This window comes from Chryseobacterium oncorhynchi (assembly GCF_002899895.1).
In the GTDB taxonomy this organism is placed as follows: Bacteria; Bacteroidota; Bacteroidia; order Flavobacteriales; family Weeksellaceae; genus Chryseobacterium; species Chryseobacterium oncorhynchi.
Genome location: NZ_PPEI02000003.1, coordinates 395,444 through 414,510 on the forward strand (window position 1 = coordinate 395,444; position 19,067 = coordinate 414,510).

19 protein-coding genes are annotated in these 19,067 nt (G+C 35.7%); 6 read left to right on the forward strand and 13 right to left on the reverse strand.

What is annotated here, in order from left to right; genetic code table 11:
* Positions 1–26 precede the first annotated feature (26 nt).
* The 5 genes from C1638_RS12055 to C1638_RS12075 form a co-directional block, all read right to left on the reverse strand.
* Positions 27–2,711, reverse strand: coding sequence for a TonB-dependent receptor domain-containing protein (locus C1638_RS12055; RefSeq protein ID WP_109621271.1), 2,685 nt, complete (start codon positions 2,709–2,711; stop codon positions 27–29).
* 67 nt (positions 2,712–2,778) lie between these two features.
* Positions 2,779–3,138 carry a hypothetical protein gene (locus C1638_RS12060; RefSeq protein ID WP_076353084.1) on the reverse strand — a complete coding sequence of 120 codons (360 nt, stop codon included), beginning with the start codon at positions 3,136–3,138 and terminating at the stop codon, positions 2,779–2,781.
* Between the two features lie 19 nt (positions 3,139–3,157).
* A complete protein-coding gene (locus C1638_RS12065; protein ID WP_109621273.1) occupies positions 3,158–3,796 on the reverse strand; it encodes a hypothetical protein in 639 nt (212 codons plus the stop codon).
* Positions 3,797–3,878: 82 nt separating this feature from the next.
* Entirely contained in the window at positions 3,879–4,565 is a 687-nt protein-coding gene (locus C1638_RS12070; protein ID WP_002982671.1) for a response regulator transcription factor, read from the reverse strand.
* A 135-nt stretch (positions 4,566–4,700) separates the two neighbouring features.
* Positions 4,701–6,245, reverse strand: coding sequence for a sensor histidine kinase (locus C1638_RS12075; protein ID WP_109621276.1), 1,545 nt, complete (start codon positions 6,243–6,245; stop codon positions 4,701–4,703).
* A 200-nt stretch (positions 6,246–6,445) separates the two neighbouring features.
* Between C1638_RS12075 and C1638_RS12080 the strand changes: the two genes are divergently transcribed.
* On the forward strand, positions 6,446–6,937 hold the full coding sequence (locus C1638_RS12080; protein WP_109621278.1) for an SRPBCC family protein: 492 nt from the start codon (positions 6,446–6,448) through the stop codon (positions 6,935–6,937).
* A gap of 111 nt (positions 6,938–7,048) precedes the next feature.
* Here the strand turns inward: C1638_RS12080 and C1638_RS12085 are convergent, their stop codons facing one another.
* The 7 genes from C1638_RS12085 to C1638_RS12115 form a co-directional block, all read right to left on the reverse strand.
* Positions 7,049–7,873, reverse strand: a complete 825-nt coding sequence (locus C1638_RS12085; protein ID WP_109621280.1) for a hypothetical protein — start codon at positions 7,871–7,873, stop codon at positions 7,049–7,051.
* A 4-nt stretch (positions 7,874–7,877) separates the two neighbouring features.
* On the reverse strand, positions 7,878–8,717 hold the full coding sequence (locus C1638_RS12090) for a hypothetical protein (RefSeq protein WP_123838372.1): 840 nt from the start codon (positions 8,715–8,717) through the stop codon (positions 7,878–7,880).
* A 1-nt stretch (position 8,718) separates the two neighbouring features.
* A complete protein-coding gene (locus tag C1638_RS12095) occupies positions 8,719–9,606 on the reverse strand; it encodes a hypothetical protein (RefSeq protein ID WP_109621284.1) in 888 nt (295 codons plus the stop codon).
* Between the two features lie 553 nt (positions 9,607–10,159).
* Positions 10,160–10,498: a hypothetical protein gene (locus tag C1638_RS12100; RefSeq protein WP_109621286.1), complete on the reverse strand. Its 339-nt coding sequence runs from the start codon at positions 10,496–10,498 to the stop codon at positions 10,160–10,162.
* Positions 10,499–10,600: 102 nt separating this feature from the next.
* The gene (locus C1638_RS12105; protein WP_109621287.1) at positions 10,601–12,643 is read right to left on the reverse strand and encodes a S9 family peptidase; all 2,043 of its coding nucleotides are present in this window, start codon (positions 12,641–12,643) and stop codon (positions 10,601–10,603) included.
* Between the two features lie 160 nt (positions 12,644–12,803).
* Positions 12,804–13,544, reverse strand: coding sequence for a uroporphyrinogen-III synthase (locus tag C1638_RS12110; RefSeq protein ID WP_109621766.1), 741 nt, complete (start codon positions 13,542–13,544; stop codon positions 12,804–12,806).
* A gap of 12 nt (positions 13,545–13,556) precedes the next feature.
* Positions 13,557–14,225, reverse strand: a complete 669-nt coding sequence (locus C1638_RS12115) for a DUF4271 domain-containing protein (RefSeq protein WP_109621289.1) — start codon at positions 14,223–14,225, stop codon at positions 13,557–13,559.
* A 240-nt stretch (positions 14,226–14,465) separates the two neighbouring features.
* Here C1638_RS12115 and C1638_RS12120 point away from each other — a divergent pair, with 240 nt between their 5' ends.
* The 4 genes from C1638_RS12120 to C1638_RS12135 all read left to right on the forward strand — a co-directional run bounded on the left by C1638_RS12120 (position 14,466) and on the right by C1638_RS12135 (position 17,892).
* Positions 14,466–15,182: a polyprenol monophosphomannose synthase gene (locus C1638_RS12120; protein ID WP_109621291.1), complete on the forward strand. Its 717-nt coding sequence runs from the start codon at positions 14,466–14,468 to the stop codon at positions 15,180–15,182.
* Between the two features lie 14 nt (positions 15,183–15,196).
* Complete coding sequence (locus C1638_RS12125; RefSeq protein WP_228428139.1) at positions 15,197–15,571, forward strand: DUF4296 domain-containing protein; 375 nt, start codon at positions 15,197–15,199, stop codon at positions 15,569–15,571.
* A gap of 70 nt (positions 15,572–15,641) precedes the next feature.
* The gene (tgt, locus tag C1638_RS12130) at positions 15,642–16,772 is read left to right on the forward strand and encodes a tRNA guanosine(34) transglycosylase Tgt (protein WP_109621292.1); all 1,131 of its coding nucleotides are present in this window, start codon (positions 15,642–15,644) and stop codon (positions 16,770–16,772) included.
* Between the two features lie 7 nt (positions 16,773–16,779).
* Positions 16,780–17,892, forward strand: coding sequence for an LptF/LptG family permease (locus tag C1638_RS12135; protein ID WP_109621294.1), 1,113 nt, complete (start codon positions 16,780–16,782; stop codon positions 17,890–17,892).
* Here the strand turns inward: C1638_RS12135 and C1638_RS12140 are convergent.
* Complete coding sequence (locus C1638_RS12140) at positions 17,886–18,599, reverse strand: biotin--[acetyl-CoA-carboxylase] ligase (RefSeq protein ID WP_109621296.1); 714 nt, start codon at positions 18,597–18,599, stop codon at positions 17,886–17,888. The genes C1638_RS12135 and C1638_RS12140 overlap by 7 nt on opposite strands.
* A gap of 87 nt (positions 18,600–18,686) precedes the next feature.
* On the opposite strand from C1638_RS12140, the gene rsfS reads away from it, so the two are divergent.
* Positions 18,687–19,055: a ribosome silencing factor gene (gene rsfS, locus C1638_RS12145; RefSeq protein ID WP_076353097.1), complete on the forward strand. Its 369-nt coding sequence runs from the start codon at positions 18,687–18,689 to the stop codon at positions 19,053–19,055.
* Positions 19,056–19,067: the final 12 nt, after the last annotated feature.

A 19,067-nucleotide genomic window follows, 5' to 3' on the forward strand; every position in this document is an offset into this window, starting at 1 on the left:
AATAAGTTTGTAGTATTTTGTTAATTTTAGAACGTTACATCCAGTCCTACATAGAAATTTGCTTTCATAATTGGAGCATATACCATTCCGCCATCAAAATAATTTCCGAAAGGATTTTTAAAATCAATGATCGCATTTTTCTGATAATAAGAAGTCAGGTTTTCTCCCCCTACATACGCTCTAAGCTTCTTGTTGAAGTTCTTTGAGATCTGTGCATTAAGTACAGCATAGGAACTAGAATAAGCCGGCAGCTGAAACTCTGTAGGATTGCTAGACATATCAGGAAGTCTTTGCTTTCCTACCCAGTTTAAAGTCGTATCAAAGCTCCAGAATCCGCCCTTATCATTTTTATTGGTGGAATAGGCCAGATTTACAAAACCTCTGTGCTTCGCCATAAAAGGAACCTCTCTTCTTCCGTCAATATAATCCGCCTGTACATCATAATATTTATAAGCCAATCTTACATCAAAGTTCTTGAAAGGTGTAAAATCCCACTGCGTCTGGAACGAGTTGGCAAAAGATTTTCCGTCAAGATTATAGAACGTTAATTGCTGAGGAGATCTGTCCAGGTCTACCAATACCTGATCCTGGAAATCGGTTCTGAAAAAGTCTGCAATAATGGTTGATTTTCTTCCGAAAAGCTTAAATTCCTGCTGTAGACTCGCTCCGTAGTTCCATGCAATCTCAGGCTTTAATCCGTAGATATTTCCGCCGTTTGGTAAGATATTAATTGTTCTGTTGGATGCAAAATATTGCTGGCTTTCCGCAAATACATTCGCTGTTCTGAATCCTCTTCCCGCAGAAAGTCTCAAAATAGTCTGTGGTGTAAAATCATACTTAAAGTTAACTCTCGGTGTAAACTGAGTTCCTGCCAGATTATGGAAGTCAACTCTGGTTCCTGCTACTAAAGTATATTTTAATCCTGTTAAAGTATATTCAGCGAAGATTCCGGGAACAATTTCATTTCTTTTAATGTCATCCATTAAGTAATTTTCCTCATACCCGTCATATAAAAAGCTTGCCCCTGCTTTATATTTATGGTTAGTATTTCCAAGGATACTTTCAAAGATTAAATTGGAATAATAAGTATGTTGTTTCCCCGCATAATTTCTCAATCCAAAGAAGCTGTCCTGCTGATGATATACATATTGGTTCATCCAGCCAATACTTTGGTAAGGTTTTCCCTTGAAAACATATCCTGTTTTATTCCAAACCTGAAATCTTGAAATGTCAATTCCAACACCATAGGCAGGCTGCTTATCCTGAGCCAGTTTTTTATCAAAATTAGTTTGCCCTGCAGTTCTCTCATCTCTGATGAAGTTGATTCCAAAGTGAGAGCCAAATCCCGACTTTTCCAAATCATTGTAATTAAGGAGATACGCTGCATTAATTTGAGTTCCCTTTGGTCTGTCAAGAAAACCATCGTGATTCATATCCGTATTTCCAAAAGTTCCATTTCCGTGAAGAAGGAAAGTTTGTGACCATTTATCGTTGATAGGAGACACACTGGTGATATTAGCTTCCGCTCTTCCATTAAAATCAGAAAAAAGATTCAGTGATGTTTCCGGAGTCTTTGCATTTTTCAAAAGTTCAGTATTGATCTGTCCTGTAATGCTTTCATAACCATTGGTAACCGTGCTTCCACCTTTGGTTAACTGGATGCTTTCAATCCATCTTCCGGGAATGAAATTCAACCCATAAGCTGAAGCCAGTCCTCTAATCTCAGGCAGCTGTTCCTTGGTTAAGCTGGTGTACTTTTGATCCAGACCAAGCATTTTCAATTGTTTTGTCCCCGTTACAGCATTACTGAACGAGACATCTACAGTGGCATTGGTTTCAAAGCTTTCAGATAAGTTACAACAAGCAGCTTTTAATAGCTCTTTTCTATCAATATTAAAGACAAGGCCGGCTTCTTTCTTACTTAAAGATGTTGCAGCCTTGGAACCTGTAACAACGACACCGTCAATATTCTTCTCCTGTTTGTTGTGAGACTCATTATCAGACGGAGTAGAGTGATCTTTATGATCTTCGTGTTTTACTTCTTCCTCATAATGTACCTTTGGATTAGCCTCTCCAAATGTGAAATCCCTGTCATACAGGCAACATCCCGGAAGACCATTGTAAGTGGTATCAGAAGTCTTGTATTTTTCATTATCATGCCCTGCATCGGCAATTGCCTTTAATACTTTATCCGATGAGGTTTTAGAAGGATCAAAATTTAAAGTGACGGTCTGCTTTTCTGCGCTCCAGTCTGCTGCGTCTGCTCCTGCTCCTTTAGCTGCTTTTTCAATTCTGGCCTTGCATGAAGCACAGTTTCCTCTCACATAGAACTCATTGTCTTTCTTAGCATGATGCTCATGAGCTTCTGCTGTAGAGGGCTGAAGATCTCTTTCATAAAGACAACATCCCGGAAGACTTTCATACGTTTCGTTGGAAGCTTTAAATTTTTCATTGTCGTGGCCTGCTTCTGCAACCTTTTTTAAGATTTCATCTGCTGAAACTTGGCCCGTTTCTAATGTTAATGTTTGAAGATCAATAGAGTATACTGCAGTTTTTGCTCCAGCTTTTTTGGCTGCTCCTTCAATTCTTGTTTTGCACATTTCACAGTTCCCTTTTACCTTGAACTGATTTTTTGAAAGATTTTGAGCGGATATAAATTGAGTAAATAAGAATAATGCACCAAGTATAAACCTGGAAATATATAATTTCATTTTGTTTAAAGTTTAGATTAAGTAAAAACGGTTCATTATATCATATAACGAACACATAATGTTTTAATTAACCTATTTTGGGCGGTTGCCAGATCTCCTTTAAACGGTCCGAAAGGTATGGATCTGAATACTGGAACTGTGGATTCTTATTCGCTTTGTAATAAGAAAGTTCCAGACGTAGATTTTTTGAAAATGGAGTCTCAATAAAGGTACAACAAACAACGCATGATGAACAGCAGTCATCACTACATGATTTTTTAGAATCATTTTTGCCGTCTTTTTTTGAGGAATGATTTTTACAGCAGTCACTCTTTTTAGATTCTGCCTTACAGCAGGTATCCTGCATAGATTGAGCGTAGAAGCTATCCTTAGGAACCAAGAAAATTCCCAAACAAAATACTATTGCAAGTAGATGAAACAGCTTCATATCTGCAAAAATACGAAATTTATGGCAATGGATCACCAACTTTTAGAGAACAACTGTGCCAAGGTTCACCATGAGCAGGGTTTATCTTTGGTTTTTCTCCCATAGCAATATTTTGCGATGCCGGAGCTGGAGTAGGGGTAGTTTGTACAACATTTTGAACAGGCTGTGGAGCCGGAGCTGCCTTACTATTCAAAGGCTGTCCTACAGCGATGTCACATCTATGGCCTGGTTGCCCATGCGGAGGATTCATTCCGGGTGCGGTTTTAATCTGTTTTCCGCTATTATTATCAATTGTTACTTTTCCCGGAGACATTGAGTTTGGATCAATCTGAATGGTATTGCTATTTCCAGTATTCACAGTTTGTGCAACAGGAGTAGCCGCCGGTTGTCCACTCAAAGGTTGTCCTACAGGGATATCGCAACGGTGTCCCGGTTGTCCGTGAGCAGGATTCATTCCTGCAGCAGTTGCTATAGGAGCTGGGTTAGAGACGGACTGAATTCCAGCCTGATCCATCAGTGAAGCCTTAGGGGTATTGTTGATTGCTACAGAAGATTGCTGAGAACCTGCTTCTTCTTTTAAATAAGTTGCTTTCTCATCCTTTTTACAAGAGACAGCTAATATTGATACAGAGATCAAACCTAAAAACGTATTCTTCATATCCTAGATTGGGTATGAAACAAAATTAGCAAAACATTTTTAATTGTTTTGCTAATTTTATATTTATAATCCGATTTTTAGATTAATTTTTTACAAGAAGTCTAAATCCTTCACCGTGAACGTTGATAATTTCCAATCCTTCGTCGTCTTTTAATAACTTACGAAGCTTGGCAATATAAACGTCCATACTTCTTGCCGTAAAGTAATTTTCCTTTTTCCAGATCTTTCTTAGAGCAAGATCTCTAGGCATGAAGTCGTTTCTGTGGATGCAAAGAAGCTTTAGTAATTCATTTTCTTTTGGAGAAAGTTTGTATTCTTTATCACCCACTTTCAGTTGTCTCAACATAGAATCGAAGAAGATATTACTAATCTTAAATTGCTCCTGTTCTTCATTTTCCAACGTAGAGCTTCTTTGAAGAATAGCCTTGATCTTGTATAAAAGAAGTTCAGTATCAAAAGGTTTTGTGATATAATCATCAGCTCCCAGTTGATAACCTTTCAGAATATCCTCTCTCATATTTCTTGCTGTAAGGAATATGATCGGTGTATTTTTATCAATCTTTTTTACATCTTCTGCCAATGAAAATCCGTCTTTCTTAGGCATCATCACGTCAAATATGCAGATATCGAATTCGTTTTCTGTAAATTCCTTAAGTCCTTGCTCTCCATCTGTTGCCAGGGTAACTTCAAAATTATTGATTGTTAAATAATCTTTAAGCACCGCTCCGAAACTCTGATCGTCCTCTACTAATAATATTCTGTTGCTCATAATTTTAATAATTAATAATTAACAATTAAGAATGAACTTTCTCACTCTCTCTTCCTATATTTTGTTTTTTGGTTTTATTTTACAATTAATCAATGATGTAAAGCATTCTATTTTATTACCATTGATCCTTTTTTTTTAGCTCATTGGAAGCTTTATAGTAAATGTGCTTCCTTGTCCTTTATTAGAATCTACTATAACCTGACCCTTATGGAGTTCTACAATTTTTTTAACGTAGGAAAGCCCTAAGCCTTGTCCTTTTACATTATGAATGTTTCCTGTTTCTTCCCTGAAGAATTTCTCAAATATTTTTGTCTTATTCTGAGTGTCCATTCCCATTCCCTTGTCCGAGATCTCAATGATGTACCAATGTCCTTCGTTTCTTGTTTCTACATGAATTTCAGGTGCCTCGGGAGAATACTTGTTGGCATTATCCAATAGGTTCACCAGCATATTTGAGATGTGGAATTCGTCAATCTTAAAATTATAATGAGTCGCATTAAATTCTTGGGTTAAAGAACCATTTCTCTGTTGTACAATAAGGTTAAAAGATTCCGTTGTTCTCTTAATCAATTCCCTTACATTGGTTTCTCTTAGGAATAATTCTACCTCATTTCTTTCAAGCTTGGACATGTTCAGAACATTTTCTACCTGCTTTTTCATTCTTAGGTTTTCCTGCTTGATCAATTCTGAATAATATTTTACTTTATCCGGATTGGTTGCAATTTTATCATTAGCCAGGGAATCCGTTGCTACAGAAATGGTTGCCAATGGCGTCTTGAATTCATGAGACATATTATTGATGAAATCCGTCTTCACTTCTGCAAGCTTTTTCTGTCTCATCATATAATTGATGGAAATGATATAAATTCCAAGAATGGTAAGTAAGGAAAGGAAAGTCCCCAATAACATGGGCCAGTTGTTCATTGCCAAAGAATATTCCTTTTTAGGGAATACCAATGCAAGACTGTATAATGTGTTTTTCTTGTCTGTAAAAAGAGGAAAGCTATACGTATTACTATCTTTTTTCTCTTTATAGGCTTTATTAACAATGCTTGTTAATTTGCTATTTCTATCAAGGACTCCGTATCCGAATTTTGCGGTAATCCCTCTTATTCTCAGTTCCTTGGTGATGACAGAATCAAGAACAGTAGCGTCAACTCTTTTGGTGATGGGAAGATTGTTTCCATAAACCTTTACAAACTCTTTCATAGAATAATCACCCGTTTCTATATCCTGGTTGATATCCGTAGTAAGAAGTTCACGGTTTGTGGTATCTCTCTTTATTTTATAGGCAGCTTCGTCCGTATATAAAGTCGTCAGTTTTATAGAATCTCCTTTCTTAGAGATAGGAAGCTGTGTTTTTTCAATAATGTTCTTGGAGTAAATAATCTGTCTTTGGGTTCCAGAGTCTTCAACCTGCTGGATGGTAGTTAAAGAAGGCTGTTTACTGTTGGCAAGAATATTATTTCTGAAATTTTTATAATCCTGATTTAAATATTTTTCAGCCTCAATTTCTTCAATACTTTTTGAAGTACTTTCCAAAACAGCATACACTTTATTTGAAAAATCCTGTTCCAGTACACCGTAATAGCCTTTCAGCCAATAAAATTGGAGCGTCACAAAGACAATCAGTGAAATTGTCATAAACACCGAAATTATTGGGATGAATTTGTTATTCATTATTTAATTATATATGTTTTGGAAAAATGAATGTTAAAATTAATTGTTTTAAGACTAGGTAAACAAAAAACGAGCCAAAAAATTATGTTTTTTTTCTTAAAAGAGTGTTTTTTAACAATTATTTATGAATTATTGTTTACTTGTCATATGAAAAGTCCTTTCTGTAAATAAAGACTTAACTTTATTAAAAATAATTAGTTATGGAATCTAGTATCATTTTCAACAAAGATTTTGACTCGAATAGCGTCTATGTAATGAAAGTTTATAATGCTGATGTTTCAGCCGTATGGAACTATTTTACCCAATCCGAATTATTGGATCAATGGTGGGGACCGAAGCCATGGAGATGTGAAACTTTAAATCAGGATTTTAAAGAAGGCGGTATTTGGCTCTATTCAATGGTTGGGCCGAACGGAGAAAAAGCCTATGCTCAATTCAAATATGGTGAGATTATGGAGCATAGAAGTGTGGATTGGACAAGTGCTTTTTGTGATGAAAAAGGAAAGGTGAATGAAGAGTTCTCAGGATCAAAATGGCTGATTGGTTTTACAGGCGTAGAAGAGGGAACAAAAATAACAATCAATATTCATTACCAATCCCAGGAAATAATGAAAAAGATGTTGGAGATGGGGTTTGAAGAAGGTCTTAAAATGGGTCTGAATCAATTGGAGGAAATTTTAGATCATCATTAGAAAATAGTAAGATAATTTTGTACTAATAAAATAGAGTGCTCCAATTGGAACACTCTATTTATTAAAAATATGGAATAAAAATGTTTTGCTATTTCTTCTTTCAACATCAGTTTATAGCTTTTCTATGCTGATGAAAGTTCCGTCTGTAGGAACTATTTTATAAACATCGGCAACGGTAAGAATTGAAATACCTCCTGAAACCTGAACTTTAAGCTGATCTCCTTTGTCAAACATTGCCAGAAACTCCATGGTTCCGACCCTGTTGGCTCCAGCAGTAATTAAAATGGCTTCATTCAAGGATACATCATTTCTGGCAAGTACACTGCCATTCTTTAATGCCCTGAATGAAATGACAGGCGGACTTACATGGATTCCCGAAGTTTTTACCTTTAAACTGATCAGAATCTTGTAAAATCCCGACTCTTTGAATGTAAAGTTATTGAAGTTGCTGTTCACAGTGCCTTGTGGATCAATAATACCTAGCTTATCTCCATCCAACACATTGTTGTAAAAACCAAAAGGAACGTCTTTTTCCCCGCATCCAATAAGTATACAGGCTACAGAAGGAAAATTATTTTCCGGTGTTGCGGGGTTCATGCTGGCGCGGGTTGCTCTTCCTCCATTTTCATAAAAAGTAGGCTTCCATTTTTCACCATCATAAACAACCACTCTTTGAATGTCTTTTCTATACATGATCATTCCCTGCATCGTAGGATCATTGCTAAAGTGGTCGGGGTCATTGCTATTATATAAAGGCAATTCTGCTTCATTGTTTACTGTGGGGATCATCATTCCCTTGGATTTGGCTGAATTGTCCTCATTATTTACAACACTAAATATGGAGTTGGAGCTTGGGTTGGTAGCGCTGCCAAGAGTGATCTGTGAGAAAGCTGTACTGGCCCAAATCATAAGTGCTGTGATGTATATTTTTTTCATCGTTTTAATTCAATTTTTCGATATATAAATAGGTGTCCTTGTCGCTCATTTTAAATGTCACGCCCGTTCCCACGTTTAGTCCTGTGTCTGCCTGAATACCTGCTCTCAAACGGATTTGATCTCCTGCATGCAGATATTTGGTGGTAGAAAAGCTGTTTATTGAATTTGAACTTCCCCCAGTTACCAGCAGCCCATATAATAAAAAGCTGTTTTCATGAATTTTCTGCCATCCTTCTCCTACAGCATTTACATAAAGAGCCTGAAGAGAGACAATAGTGGCCGCATTTCCCACGGAAAGACCTCCCGCGCTGCTTGTTTTAACGGATGGGTTAATTCTGTAGAATCCACTTACGGGAATGGTGATTTCTCCATTAGCATTGACAGCTAAACCTAAATTATTTATGTTGTTTCGGTCAAAATCATTTAAAATATTAAACTGTAAGGTAGGTCGTCCTGTAATTCCTAATACATTAGCAACCGTCTGGTCAGATGAGTTTGATCCTAGGATACTCAGATTTTTATAATTTTTAATACTTCTTTCTGTGGCTGCGATCCATCTGTAGCCATCATATTTTACAGCATCTTTTATTTCTTTGTTGTAAAATATCAATCCATTATCTGTAGGATTGTTCTCGTATAAATCCGGATGCGCAGCATTGTAATTGGGTAGTTCGGTATGGTTTTCTACAACCGGAAGCATAATTCCCTTGGTGTTGTGCTCTATCTGTAAAGCTGCTCGAGGATGAACAACTTCAGGCCTGTTGCCTATTTTTACCTGAGCATATCCAAGATATCCCATGGTTGTTAACATAAAAACGTTGAGTGTAATAACTTTTTTAATCATTTTAATCACTTACTTTGGTGAACATTATTTCTCTTGGATAGTATTGGGCAATACTTGTACTGGCTGCTGCGGTTAGAGTAACTACTACAGACACTGTTGCCAGAGGAGAATGTATTCTGGATACAATATAATCTCCTGGATTTAAACGAATTCGGGTTGTGGTAAACGCCGCTGTATTGGTATCGCCGCCTATTCCAAGAATACCATAATAATCTGGGAAGAAAGTAGTCAATTTAACTTCACTATGGCTTCCGTCATTTTGCTTAAGATATGCTCTTAGTTGGTATTGTGGCCCGCTTGTTAATGAAACGGCTCCTCCGGTTTTGGAGGGTACATTTAAATAAATATCATAAACACCAGCTTCATTCACGACAAACTTAGCATTGTCAAAGCTTTTATTACCATAGATTCCTCCTCCGGGTACTACCGCGGTCTCTCTTGCGATATTGAGGTTATTATAAGATTGCTGCCCATCTACCGGAGCACTAAATCCAATTCCCACATGTCGCCCGCATCCGAGAAGAACACAAACTACGCTGGTTTCTTCGCCTGCAGTAGATAAAAATCTGGATTGCTTCATTTTGAAGTCCGCAGCTGTAGGTTCATTATTCCATTGAGATCCATCATAAGAGTAAAAAGTAGCATGTGTTTTTTCGAACATCATCATTCCTGTCATTTCAGGATCTGAAGTAGATGGAACATACAATGGAAGATTTTCCGGTGCAGATACTTCAGGAAGCATCATACCGAAGTTTTTCCTTTCATATTTTCCGTCTACTTGTAGAATGGCTTTGTTGTGAATTTCAACAGTTGGGTTTTTTGAAATTCCTACTTGTGAAAAGCCCAAGTTAACAAGAAGCAACATCAAAGAAGTGCTGATTTTTTTCATGGTTTTTTTGATTTCTATTTTAATTTTAATCTGTTTTATCCAGAAGAATTTTTATCGAAATAGATAGTTTTTTCAGTTTTTAGTTTTTTTGTGGTTTTTATTCAAAATTTTATCTCTCCAGGTTCGGGTCTGAACTGGATTTATCATTTGTTGTCGTTTTTTTCAAGCTGATGATTAAAAAAGCATGAAGAAATTGACCATAATATTCTGAGGGAAATTGATCATAGTACTTGATCAAAAGAACGTGGTATGGGCCTGACTAAAGTACAAATCTAATGGGGTATCAACCTATCAAATTGTGAAATATTATAGGTGAGACATTTAATCTTTAGTGAATAAAATGGTAATGATTTGGAAATGAATTGATTTAAATTTTTAATTATAATTTATTTTTTAGATAATATTTTTAATTAATCATTTAATTTTGTTTAAAAAAAATAGAGATAAGTTTTGGCTTATCTCTATTGTATCAATAAAATAGGTTTATTTGGTTTGATTTTGATAATTATTATGTTGTTTTATTATCAAATATTTAAATTATCGCTTTTTTAGCTTAAATTAATTCCTCTTCCTGAAAATATTGAATAATCGCCTTTTTCATAAGCAAGCTCTGCTCGTTGGGCCTTAATTCAGGAAGTTCTTCTAGTTTTTCGAACTGTGGCCACCCATCTTCATAGTGAGTGAATTTATAATACCCGAAAGGTTCAAGTAGTCTGCATACCGCAATGTGAATCAGATTTACCTTGTCTTCCTTTGTGTATTTTTGTTGTCCGCTTCCCAATTCCTGTAATCCTATTAGAAACAAAAGAGTTTCAATAGGTGGATTCTTCTCTGTCTGAAAGTTGTCTTCGAAGAACTGTTCTATTTTTTTCCAATATTCAGATTCGTTCATATGATGATATCTGCCATTTTATAATGACAATATATTTTTATAAATTATTATTTTCTTTTTATTTTCCTCATTTTTAGAGTTTAATGAGAGAAAAACACAAAATTATTGCTTATCAATTTTCAGTAGAAATGCATATTCTAATGCATCTTCTTTTAATGATTCAAACCTTCCGCTTGCGCCTCCGTGTCCTGAGCTCATGTCTGTTTTGAAGACTAAAATATTATGATCTGTTTTTACCTCTCTCAATTTGGCGGTCCATTTTGCCGGTTCCCAATATTGTACCTGAGAATCGTGGAATCCTGTAGTAATTAGCATATGCGGATACTCTTTAGCTTCTACATTATCATAAGGTGAATAGTCTTTCATGTAATGATAATATTCCTTATCATTTGGATTTCCCCATTCATCATATTCTCCGGTTGTTAATGGGATTGTGTCATCCAGCATAGTGGAAACAACGTCTACAAAAGGTACCTGTGCTACAATTCCGTTGAATAATTGTGGTTCGTAATTCACAACAGCTCCTACCAATAGACCTCCTGCACTTCCACCCATTGCGTACAAGTGTTTTGAAGAAGTGTAGTTCTCCTTTATTAAGTGTTTTCCTGCATCAATAAAGTCGAAGAATGTATTTTTCTTGAACAACATTTTTCCATCCTCATACCATTCTCTGCCCAGATATTCTCCTCCTCGGATGTGAGCAATGGCGTAGATGAATCCACGATCAAGAATTGATAATCTTACATTAGAAAAACTAGCATCTACAGTATGTCCGTAACTTCCATATCCGTATAAAAGAAGCGGTGTGTCAGCAGATTTCTTTGTGTCCTTATGATAAACAAGAGAAATGGGAACCTTTGTTTTTCCGTCTCTGGAATCTGCCCATATTCTTTCTGAAATATAGTTTTCAGGAATGAAGTTTCCACCTAAAACTTCCTGTTGCTTAAGAAGTTCTGTCGTGTTGTCTTTCATATTGTACTCATAAGTGGAACTTGGCTGTGTTAATGAGGTGTAACCGTAACGTAAAACCTCTGTATCAAATTCCAAATTGATTCCAATATAACTGGTGTAAGTAGGATCAGAGAATGGTAAATAGTGAGATTCCTGCGTTTTTTCATCAATAATTTTGATTTGTAACAATCCCTTTTCTCTTTCCTCAAGAACTAAATAATCTCTAAAGATTTCAAAGCCTTCCAATAGAACTTCAGCACGATGAGGAATTACATCCACCCAGTTTTCCATGCCGCAGTTTTCAATCTTTGTTTTTACGATTTTAAAATTCGTGGCATCATCAGCATTGGTAATGATATAGAATTCATCTTCATAATGTTCTACTGAATATTCAAGGTCATCTATTCTTGGCTGAATAACTTTCCAGTCTGCAAATACATTGTCAGATGGGATGAAGTGATGCTCGTCAGAGATTGTGCTTGAACTTGCAATGAAAATATATTGTAATGATTTTGTCTTAAAGACGTTTACGTCGAATGTCTCATCTTTCTCATGGAAGATCAGAACATCCTCAGACGAATCTGTTCCCAATTGGTGTCTGTAAACCTGGAACGCACGAAGACTTTTATCCTTTCTGATATAAAAAACATGTTGGTTGTCATTAGCCCAAACTGCTTTTCCTGTTGTATTCTCTATTTTGTCCTGAAGAATTTCACCGGTTTTTAAATTCTTGAAGTTTAAAGTATAAATTCTTCTGCCTACATTATCTGAAGAAAAAGAGGCCAATTCATTATTGGGGCTTACTGCTACACTGCCAACCTCAAAGAATTCCTCACCCTCAGCTAAGAGGTTTACATCAAGTACAATTTCTTCCGGGTTATCTAGGCTTTTATATTTTCTGCAGAAGATCGGATATTCCTTACCCTCTTCGTAGCGTACAATGTACCAGTATTCATTAAAGATATAAGGAATAGATTCGTCATCTTTTTTGTAACGAGCTTTCATTTCCTCAAAAAGTTGTTCCTGAAGTTCTTCCGTGTCTTTCATAATGAATTCTTCGTAAGCATTTTCTTCTTCAAGATATTTGATGACTTCGGGATTTTCTCTTTCATTAAGCCAGAAGTAGTTGTCTATTCTTCTGTCGTTGTGAGTTTCTAGTATTTTTTCTATTTTTTTTGCCTGTGGAGCTTTCATCCGGATATTTTAATTTTTTAATGTCTTACGCAATTTTCTTTTTTTGAAAATGTGTTTTCATAGACATTTTATTCAATGTTAAATCTTGTTCAAATTTAGGTAAAAAAAAACCATCTTTCCTTTATTGAAAAGATGGTTGAGTTTATTTTTGTATTAAAGACTACTTGTGTAGCGCTTTAATATACTTTTCCAGTGCCATTGTCATGGATGGTGTTTCTTTTGTAGGAGCCATTAGATCTACCTTTAGTCCTGCTTCTTCAGCAGCAGCCAGAGTAGTGTTTCCGAAAACTCCGATCTTTGTTTCCTCTTGCTTAAATTCAGGGAAATTCTGCTGTAGAGACTTAATTCCTTGCGGGCTGAAGAAAATCAACATGTCATAATCTTTAATGGTGATATCCGTCAGATCACTGCATACAGTACGGTACATGATTGCTCTTGTCCATTCTACATTTGCAGAATCTAAAGTTTTTACAATATCCGGACTTAAAACATCTGAAGATGGCAACAGATATTTTTCAGTTGGAAACTTTTTGAAAAGAGGAAGCAGGTCTGAGAAGTTTTTCTCCCCAAAGCTGATTTTTCTTTTTCTGTACACAATATGCTTTTGAAGGTAGTTGGCTATTGCTTCCGACTGACAGATATATCTCATTGTATCCGGAACTGCAAAGCGCAGTTCTTCTGCTAGTCTGAAGTAATGGTCAATCGCATTTTTACTGGTAAAAATGATTCCAGTATATTGCGTCAGATCTATTTTCTGTGTTCTGAGCTCTTTATTGTCAACCCCTTCGACGTGGATAAATGGACGGAAATCAATCTTTATTTTTTCCTTCTTTGCTATATCCAAATATGGAGAAGACTCACTAGGCGCTGGTTGAGAAACCAATATAGACTTTATTCTCATCATTGACATTTATTAAAAAAATAACAACTTCCAAAGCAGTAATAATGGTGCAATTTGGAGCGTGCAAATATACAAAAATTTATAATACCATTTCTCAGGAAGAATCTTGTTCTTGTGAAATAAATAGAAAAAAACTTTGAAAATGAATACAAAAGAAAAGAAGAAGAAATAGTATGGGAATATTTTATATCTGTCTATAGGGAAGTAATAATGGGTGATACACAAAATTATCAACAAGAAAGACAGGATAAAATAAAACTTTGTGGAGGTAAAATAAAAAATAGTCCATTTTTTTCCATCTCCTATACTTTGATAAAATAAAAACCCTAATGCAGATCTCATCACATAAAAAAAGATCACTACCAGCAGGGTATATCCAAATTTATTAAGCTGATACCCCAAAATCTGAAGGTCTGCAATATATTTTGGTACTATGGGAATGTATTGAGAGATGAGTACAGACAGGGTAAGGGTAATCACACACGAGGTGATAATCCAGCTAGGCAGGTTATTACTGGCATCAAAATATTTTTGAAGCAAAAAATCCTTAAGGCTTGCATCTCTTTCTATAATGTTCATCATAAAAACATATAAAAATATACAGCCTATTAATATAAAGACCACCCAGTCATTATTCTCAGGGATCCTTACGTGATTGATGAAGTTTTGTGATGATGGCAAATCTTAAGTTTTTTTATTTTTTATTTAACGATCAATAACACAACTTGGCATGGATTTTCTTTATTGCTTCATCCGTGGTATTTATGTTAAAGTATACTTCTTTATTGATTATATATGTTATGCAGAACTGTTTTATAAAGTCTTAGCATCATCATATAATCTGTGAGAAATATTTTTGCAAAATTATAGATTATTTTGTATAAAATAAAAAGGTTAAATAAACTATCTTTGCAAACTTAAATGAAAAAACTCGTCATTATCCCAACGTATAACGAAAAGGAAAATATTGAAAATATTATTTCCGCGGTTTTTGCATTGGAGGATGACTTTCATATTTTAGTAGTGGATGATTCTTCTCCGGATGGAACAGCGGAAGTTGTAAAAGAATTACAGAAGAAACACCCTCACTATCTTCATCTGTCAATAAGACACATTAAAGATGGTTTGGGAAAGGCATATATTCATGGGTTTAAATGGGCCATAGAAAATAAATATGACTACATTTTTGAAATGGATGCCGATTTTTCACACAATCCAAATGACTTACCTAAACTTTTTGAAGCCTGCAAGAATGCAGATATGGCTATCGGTTCCCGTTATTCAAAAGGAGTGAATGTGGTAAACTGGCCAATGGGGAGAGTATTGCTTTCCTATTTTGCTTCAAAATATGTGAGATTTGTTTTGGGACTTCCTATTCATGATACTACAGCCGGTTTTGTATGCTTTTCAAGAAAAGTATTAGAGGAGATCGGATTAGACAATGTAAGATTGAAAGGATATGGATTTCAGATAGAAATGAAATTCAGAGCCTACAAAAAAAGTTTCAAAATTGTAGAAGTTCCTATTATATTTACCAATAGAATTTTAGGAGAAAGCAAAATGAATGGCGGAATTATACATGAAGCTGTTTTTGGGGTGTTAAACTTAAAATGGAAATCAATCATCAATAGATTATGAAACAAAGCATGACCATGATGAAACCACTGATCCTTATTTTTGTTCTATTGGGGCTGTCCTCATGCAGTGATTATATCGATAAGCCTAAAAACCTTATTGATAAGGATGTGATGACAGATATTCTCGTTGATCTTACCATCAATGATCAGGCAATATTTATGTATCAGGATAAAAACATGGAAGCGGGAACAAGATTCGTCTTGAAAGCGCACAATGTAAAACCTGATGATTTCACGGAAAGCTTTAAATACTATGTAATTAAAGAAGAAATGGAGGGAATAGCGAATGATGCTCAGGAAATTTTGTTAAAGAAAGATCCCAAAGCAAAAAAATATATAGAGGACAAGAAAAAGCAGAACGGGGGATTAATTACCCCTTTTGTAAAATAAATAATGATGAAGCGGGTTCTTCCCGAAGAATGATTAACCGCTTCTGGCGGGGAATTTTAAAAATATACAGATGAAATTTTTTAATATAGAAAAAACCTCTGAAGGAAAAGCAAGGGCAGGGGAGCTTACTACGGATCACGGAAAGATTCAAACTCCTATTTTTATGCCAGTGGGAACTGTTGCAAGTGTAAAAACAGTTCATCAGAGAGAATTAAAAGAAGACATTAAGGCCCAGATTATTTTGGGTAATACCTATCACCTTTACCTTCGTCCCGGTATGGAAACCATGCAGGATGCAGGAGGTCTGCATAAGTTTATGAATTGGGACCTTCCAATTCTTACAGACTCAGGAGGTTTTCAGGTTTTTTCATTGGCAAGTAACAGAAAAATGACAGAGGAGGGGGCTAGATTCAAGTCTCATATTGACGGAAGTTACCATATGTTTTCTCCGGAAAGATCTATGGAAATCCAAAGACAGATTGGGGCAGATATCTTTATGGCTTTTGATGAATGTACACCTTATCCTTGTGAATATAACCAGGCTAAATCATCAATGGAGCTTACACACCGTTGGTTGAAAAGATGTATCGACTGGACTAATGAAAATCCGGAATTATACGGACATAAACAAAGACTTTTCCCTATTGTACAGGGATCTACTTATTCTGATCTAAGAAAAATTTCGGCAGAGGTAATTTCTGAAGCTGGAGCTGAAGGAAATGCCATTGGAGGACTTTCCGTAGGTGAGCCGGAAGAAGAAATGTACAGAATTACTGATGAAGTAACCGATATTCTTCCAAAAGAAAAACCAAGATATCTGATGGGTGTAGGAACTCCATGGAATATTTTGGAATCCATTGGATTGGGAATCGATATGATGGATTGCGTAATGCCTACAAGAAATGCGAGAAATGCAATGCTTTTCACTTGGCAGGGGGTGATGAACCTTAAAAATGAAAAATGGAAGCGCGATTTTTCGCCTCTTGATGAATTTGGAACCAGCTTTGTAGACCGAGAATATTCAAAAGCGTATCTTCGTCACTTATTTGTATCCAAAGAATATCTGGCAAAACAGATTGCTTCAATTCATAACCTTGCATTTTATCTTGACTTGGTTAAGGTTGCAAGAGAGCACATCCTAGCCGGAGACTTCTACGAATGGAAAAACTCTGTAGTACCGGTTCTTAGACAAAGACTGTAAGAGAATTATGCTTAAAATTGTAGACAGATATATCATTAAAAAATACCTTGGAACTTTTAGTTTCATGCTGGTGCTATTGTCTATAGTGGTGCTTGTCATCGATGTACAACAAAAGATCCCAAGGATAGAAAATGCTAAGGCACTTGATCCAAAGCTTGATCTGGTGTATTTCCTGATTCATTTTTACCCTTTCTGGATTGTTAACCTTGTTGTGACATTCCTTTCCATTCTGGTATTTATTACCGTTATTTACTTCACCTCCAGAATGGCCAATAATACGGAAATTGTAGCCATTATTAGTAGTGGAGCTAGTTTCCATAGGTTTTCAAAGCCTTATCTTTATACTTCAATCCTGATTGCTCTAGTGGCAATGGTGGTATATCATATGGTCCTTCCTTGGGCTAATATCAAGAAAAACGAGTTAGAGGCTTACACCTATAATGCTGCCAATAAAGAAAAGATTCTGGGGACAGCTCCCGCTTCTTCACAGCTTAGCAAAACAGAATACATCTTCGTAGATTCCTGGAATAAAAGAGAAAAAAGAGGATCCAGCTTTGTTTATCAGAAGTTCGATAAAGACAGAAGAATGATGTATGAGCTGAAAGCTGGTGATGTATATTGGGATAATACTAAAAAGCAGTTTGTTTTAAATAACTATCTCGAAAAAACCATCAATAAAGACAATACCGAAAAGTTAAATAGTGGAATAGAGCTTAGGAAAAACTATGGGCACTCACCAGAAGAACTTTTTCCAAACGAGCTTTTAGGACAGAATAAAACTACTCCTGAGCTGTTGAAATTTATTGAAAGAGAAAAAGCAAGAGGAAATAGTAACCTTAACTCTTATCTGAATGAGCTTCACCAAAGAACCTCAATGCCTGTTTCTATCATCATCCTTACCTTTTTAGCATTATCGCTTTCTTCCCAAAAGAAAAGAGGAGGATTGGGGGTTAATCTTGCAATAGGAATTTCACTGGCCTTTCTCTTCGTGTTCTCATTTGAAGCTCTGAAAGTAGTGTCCGAGAATAAAAGTTTATCTCCGGCATTGGCAATGTGGTTGCCGAATTTGGTATTTCTTCCACTTACCCTTTACCTTTATATCAAAAGAGCGAATCAGTAGAGAAGCTTTACTTCTTTATGGTAGAAAGAGCGCATTCCGTCTTCCATTTCTATCCAAAGTTCACCTTTGTCATCTGCATGTCGGATGATGCCATTTTGGCGTTCTTTTTCAATTTCAAAAACAGAGATGATGTCTTTTCTGAAAAGGTTCTTGTTGAAACTTTCTAAAATTTCCTGATCAGATGGAGTGTTTTTCAGTTTTTCACACAGGAATTCATGAAAATTTAATGTAAGATCTTCAAGGTCAAATTGCTGTCCTGTTTGTGTTAGAAGCGATCCTGCATTGGATATTGCTTCAAACTCATCCTGAAGAACGTTGATGCCGGTTCCAATGATGAAATAATTATTTTGATTAATTTTTTTCTTTTCAATCAAAATCCCGACGATTTTTTTACCTTTAAGGATAATATCATTCGGCCACTTGATCTTTACGTCATAATCAGCCAAATTGGCCAGGTAATCCCTGACAATAATTGCGGTATAATAATTGAATATAAAGTCGGAGCACAGAATGTTGTGAGTACTCACTGCCAGCGTATACGCCAGGTTTTTTCCGGCAGTTTGAGTCCATACATTTCCATACTGCCCACGGCCTTTTGTTTGATTGAAAGTATGAAGTCCAATAAAATCTGAATTTTCATAAAGTAAAAACTTTGATATTTCGTCATTAGTAGAAGAACATTCTTTTAGGTAGAATAGTTGACTCATTTAAGAAAACTTTAAGACATTAAGGGGGTAAAAGTAAGGTTAAAGTAAAGAAAAAACAATAAATTTGCAGATTATAGTATATTTTTAATGAATAAAACAGCAGAAAAACAAGCACTAATAGATAAAATCGTTGAAGCTCTTCAAGATATAAAGGCAGAAGATATTATGATCTTCGATCTTTCTAAAATTGAAAACTCAGTAGCGGAAACGTTCGTAATATGTAGCGGAAACTCGAATACACAAGTGGCAGCATTGGCAGGAGGTGTAGAGAAGAAAGTAAGAAATGACTTGAAAGATAGACCTTGGCATGTAGAGGGAACAGAAAATGCAATGTGGGTACTAATGGATTATGTTTCAGTAGTCGTTCATATATTTCAAAAAGATGTACGTGAGTACTACGATATAGAAGAGCTTTGGAATGACGCAGTCATTACCAAAATTGAAAATGAATTTTAAAATCTTAAAAAG

What these genes read in the sequence shown, in the direction of transcription:
- C1638_RS12055 (WP_109621271.1), bottom strand. Translation starts at nt 2,711, where the DNA reads ATGAAATTATATATTTCCAGGTTTATACTTGGTGCATTATTCTTATTT.
- C1638_RS12060 (WP_076353084.1), bottom strand. Translation starts at nt 3,138, where the DNA reads ATGAAGCTGTTTCATCTACTTGCAATAGTATTTTGTTTGGGAATTTTC.
- C1638_RS12065 (WP_109621273.1), bottom strand. Translation starts at nt 3,796, where the DNA reads ATGAAGAATACGTTTTTAGGTTTGATCTCTGTATCAATATTAGCTGTC.
- C1638_RS12070 (WP_002982671.1), bottom strand. Translation starts at nt 4,565, where the DNA reads ATGAGCAACAGAATATTATTAGTAGAGGACGATCAGAGTTTCGGAGCG.
- C1638_RS12075 (WP_109621276.1), bottom strand. Translation starts at nt 6,245, where the DNA reads ATGAATAACAAATTCATCCCAATAATTTCGGTGTTTATGACAATTTCA.
- C1638_RS12080 (WP_109621278.1), top strand. Translation starts at nt 6,446, where the DNA reads ATGGAATCTAGTATCATTTTCAACAAAGATTTTGACTCGAATAGCGTC.
- C1638_RS12085 (WP_109621280.1), bottom strand. Translation starts at nt 7,873, where the DNA reads ATGAAAAAAATATACATCACAGCACTTATGATTTGGGCCAGTACAGCT.
- C1638_RS12090 (WP_123838372.1), bottom strand. Translation starts at nt 8,717, where the DNA reads ATGATTAAAAAAGTTATTACACTCAACGTTTTTATGTTAACAACCATG.
- C1638_RS12095 (WP_109621284.1), bottom strand. Translation starts at nt 9,606, where the DNA reads ATGAAAAAAATCAGCACTTCTTTGATGTTGCTTCTTGTTAACTTGGGC.
- C1638_RS12100 (WP_109621286.1), bottom strand. Translation starts at nt 10,498, where the DNA reads ATGAACGAATCTGAATATTGGAAAAAAATAGAACAGTTCTTCGAAGAC.
- C1638_RS12105 (WP_109621287.1), bottom strand. Translation starts at nt 12,643, where the DNA reads ATGAAAGCTCCACAGGCAAAAAAAATAGAAAAAATACTAGAAACTCAC.
- C1638_RS12110 (WP_109621766.1), bottom strand. Translation starts at nt 13,544, where the DNA reads ATGAGAATAAAGTCTATATTGGTTTCTCAACCAGCGCCTAGTGAGTCT.
- C1638_RS12120 (WP_109621291.1), top strand. Translation starts at nt 14,466, where the DNA reads ATGAAAAAACTCGTCATTATCCCAACGTATAACGAAAAGGAAAATATT.
- C1638_RS12125 (WP_228428139.1), top strand. Translation starts at nt 15,197, where the DNA reads ATGATGAAACCACTGATCCTTATTTTTGTTCTATTGGGGCTGTCCTCA.
- tgt (WP_109621292.1), top strand. Translation starts at nt 15,642, where the DNA reads ATGAAATTTTTTAATATAGAAAAAACCTCTGAAGGAAAAGCAAGGGCA.
- C1638_RS12135 (WP_109621294.1), top strand. Translation starts at nt 16,780, where the DNA reads ATGCTTAAAATTGTAGACAGATATATCATTAAAAAATACCTTGGAACT.
- C1638_RS12140 (WP_109621296.1), bottom strand. Translation starts at nt 18,599, where the DNA reads ATGAGTCAACTATTCTACCTAAAAGAATGTTCTTCTACTAATGACGAA.
- rsfS (WP_076353097.1), top strand. Translation starts at nt 18,687, where the DNA reads ATGAATAAAACAGCAGAAAAACAAGCACTAATAGATAAAATCGTTGAA.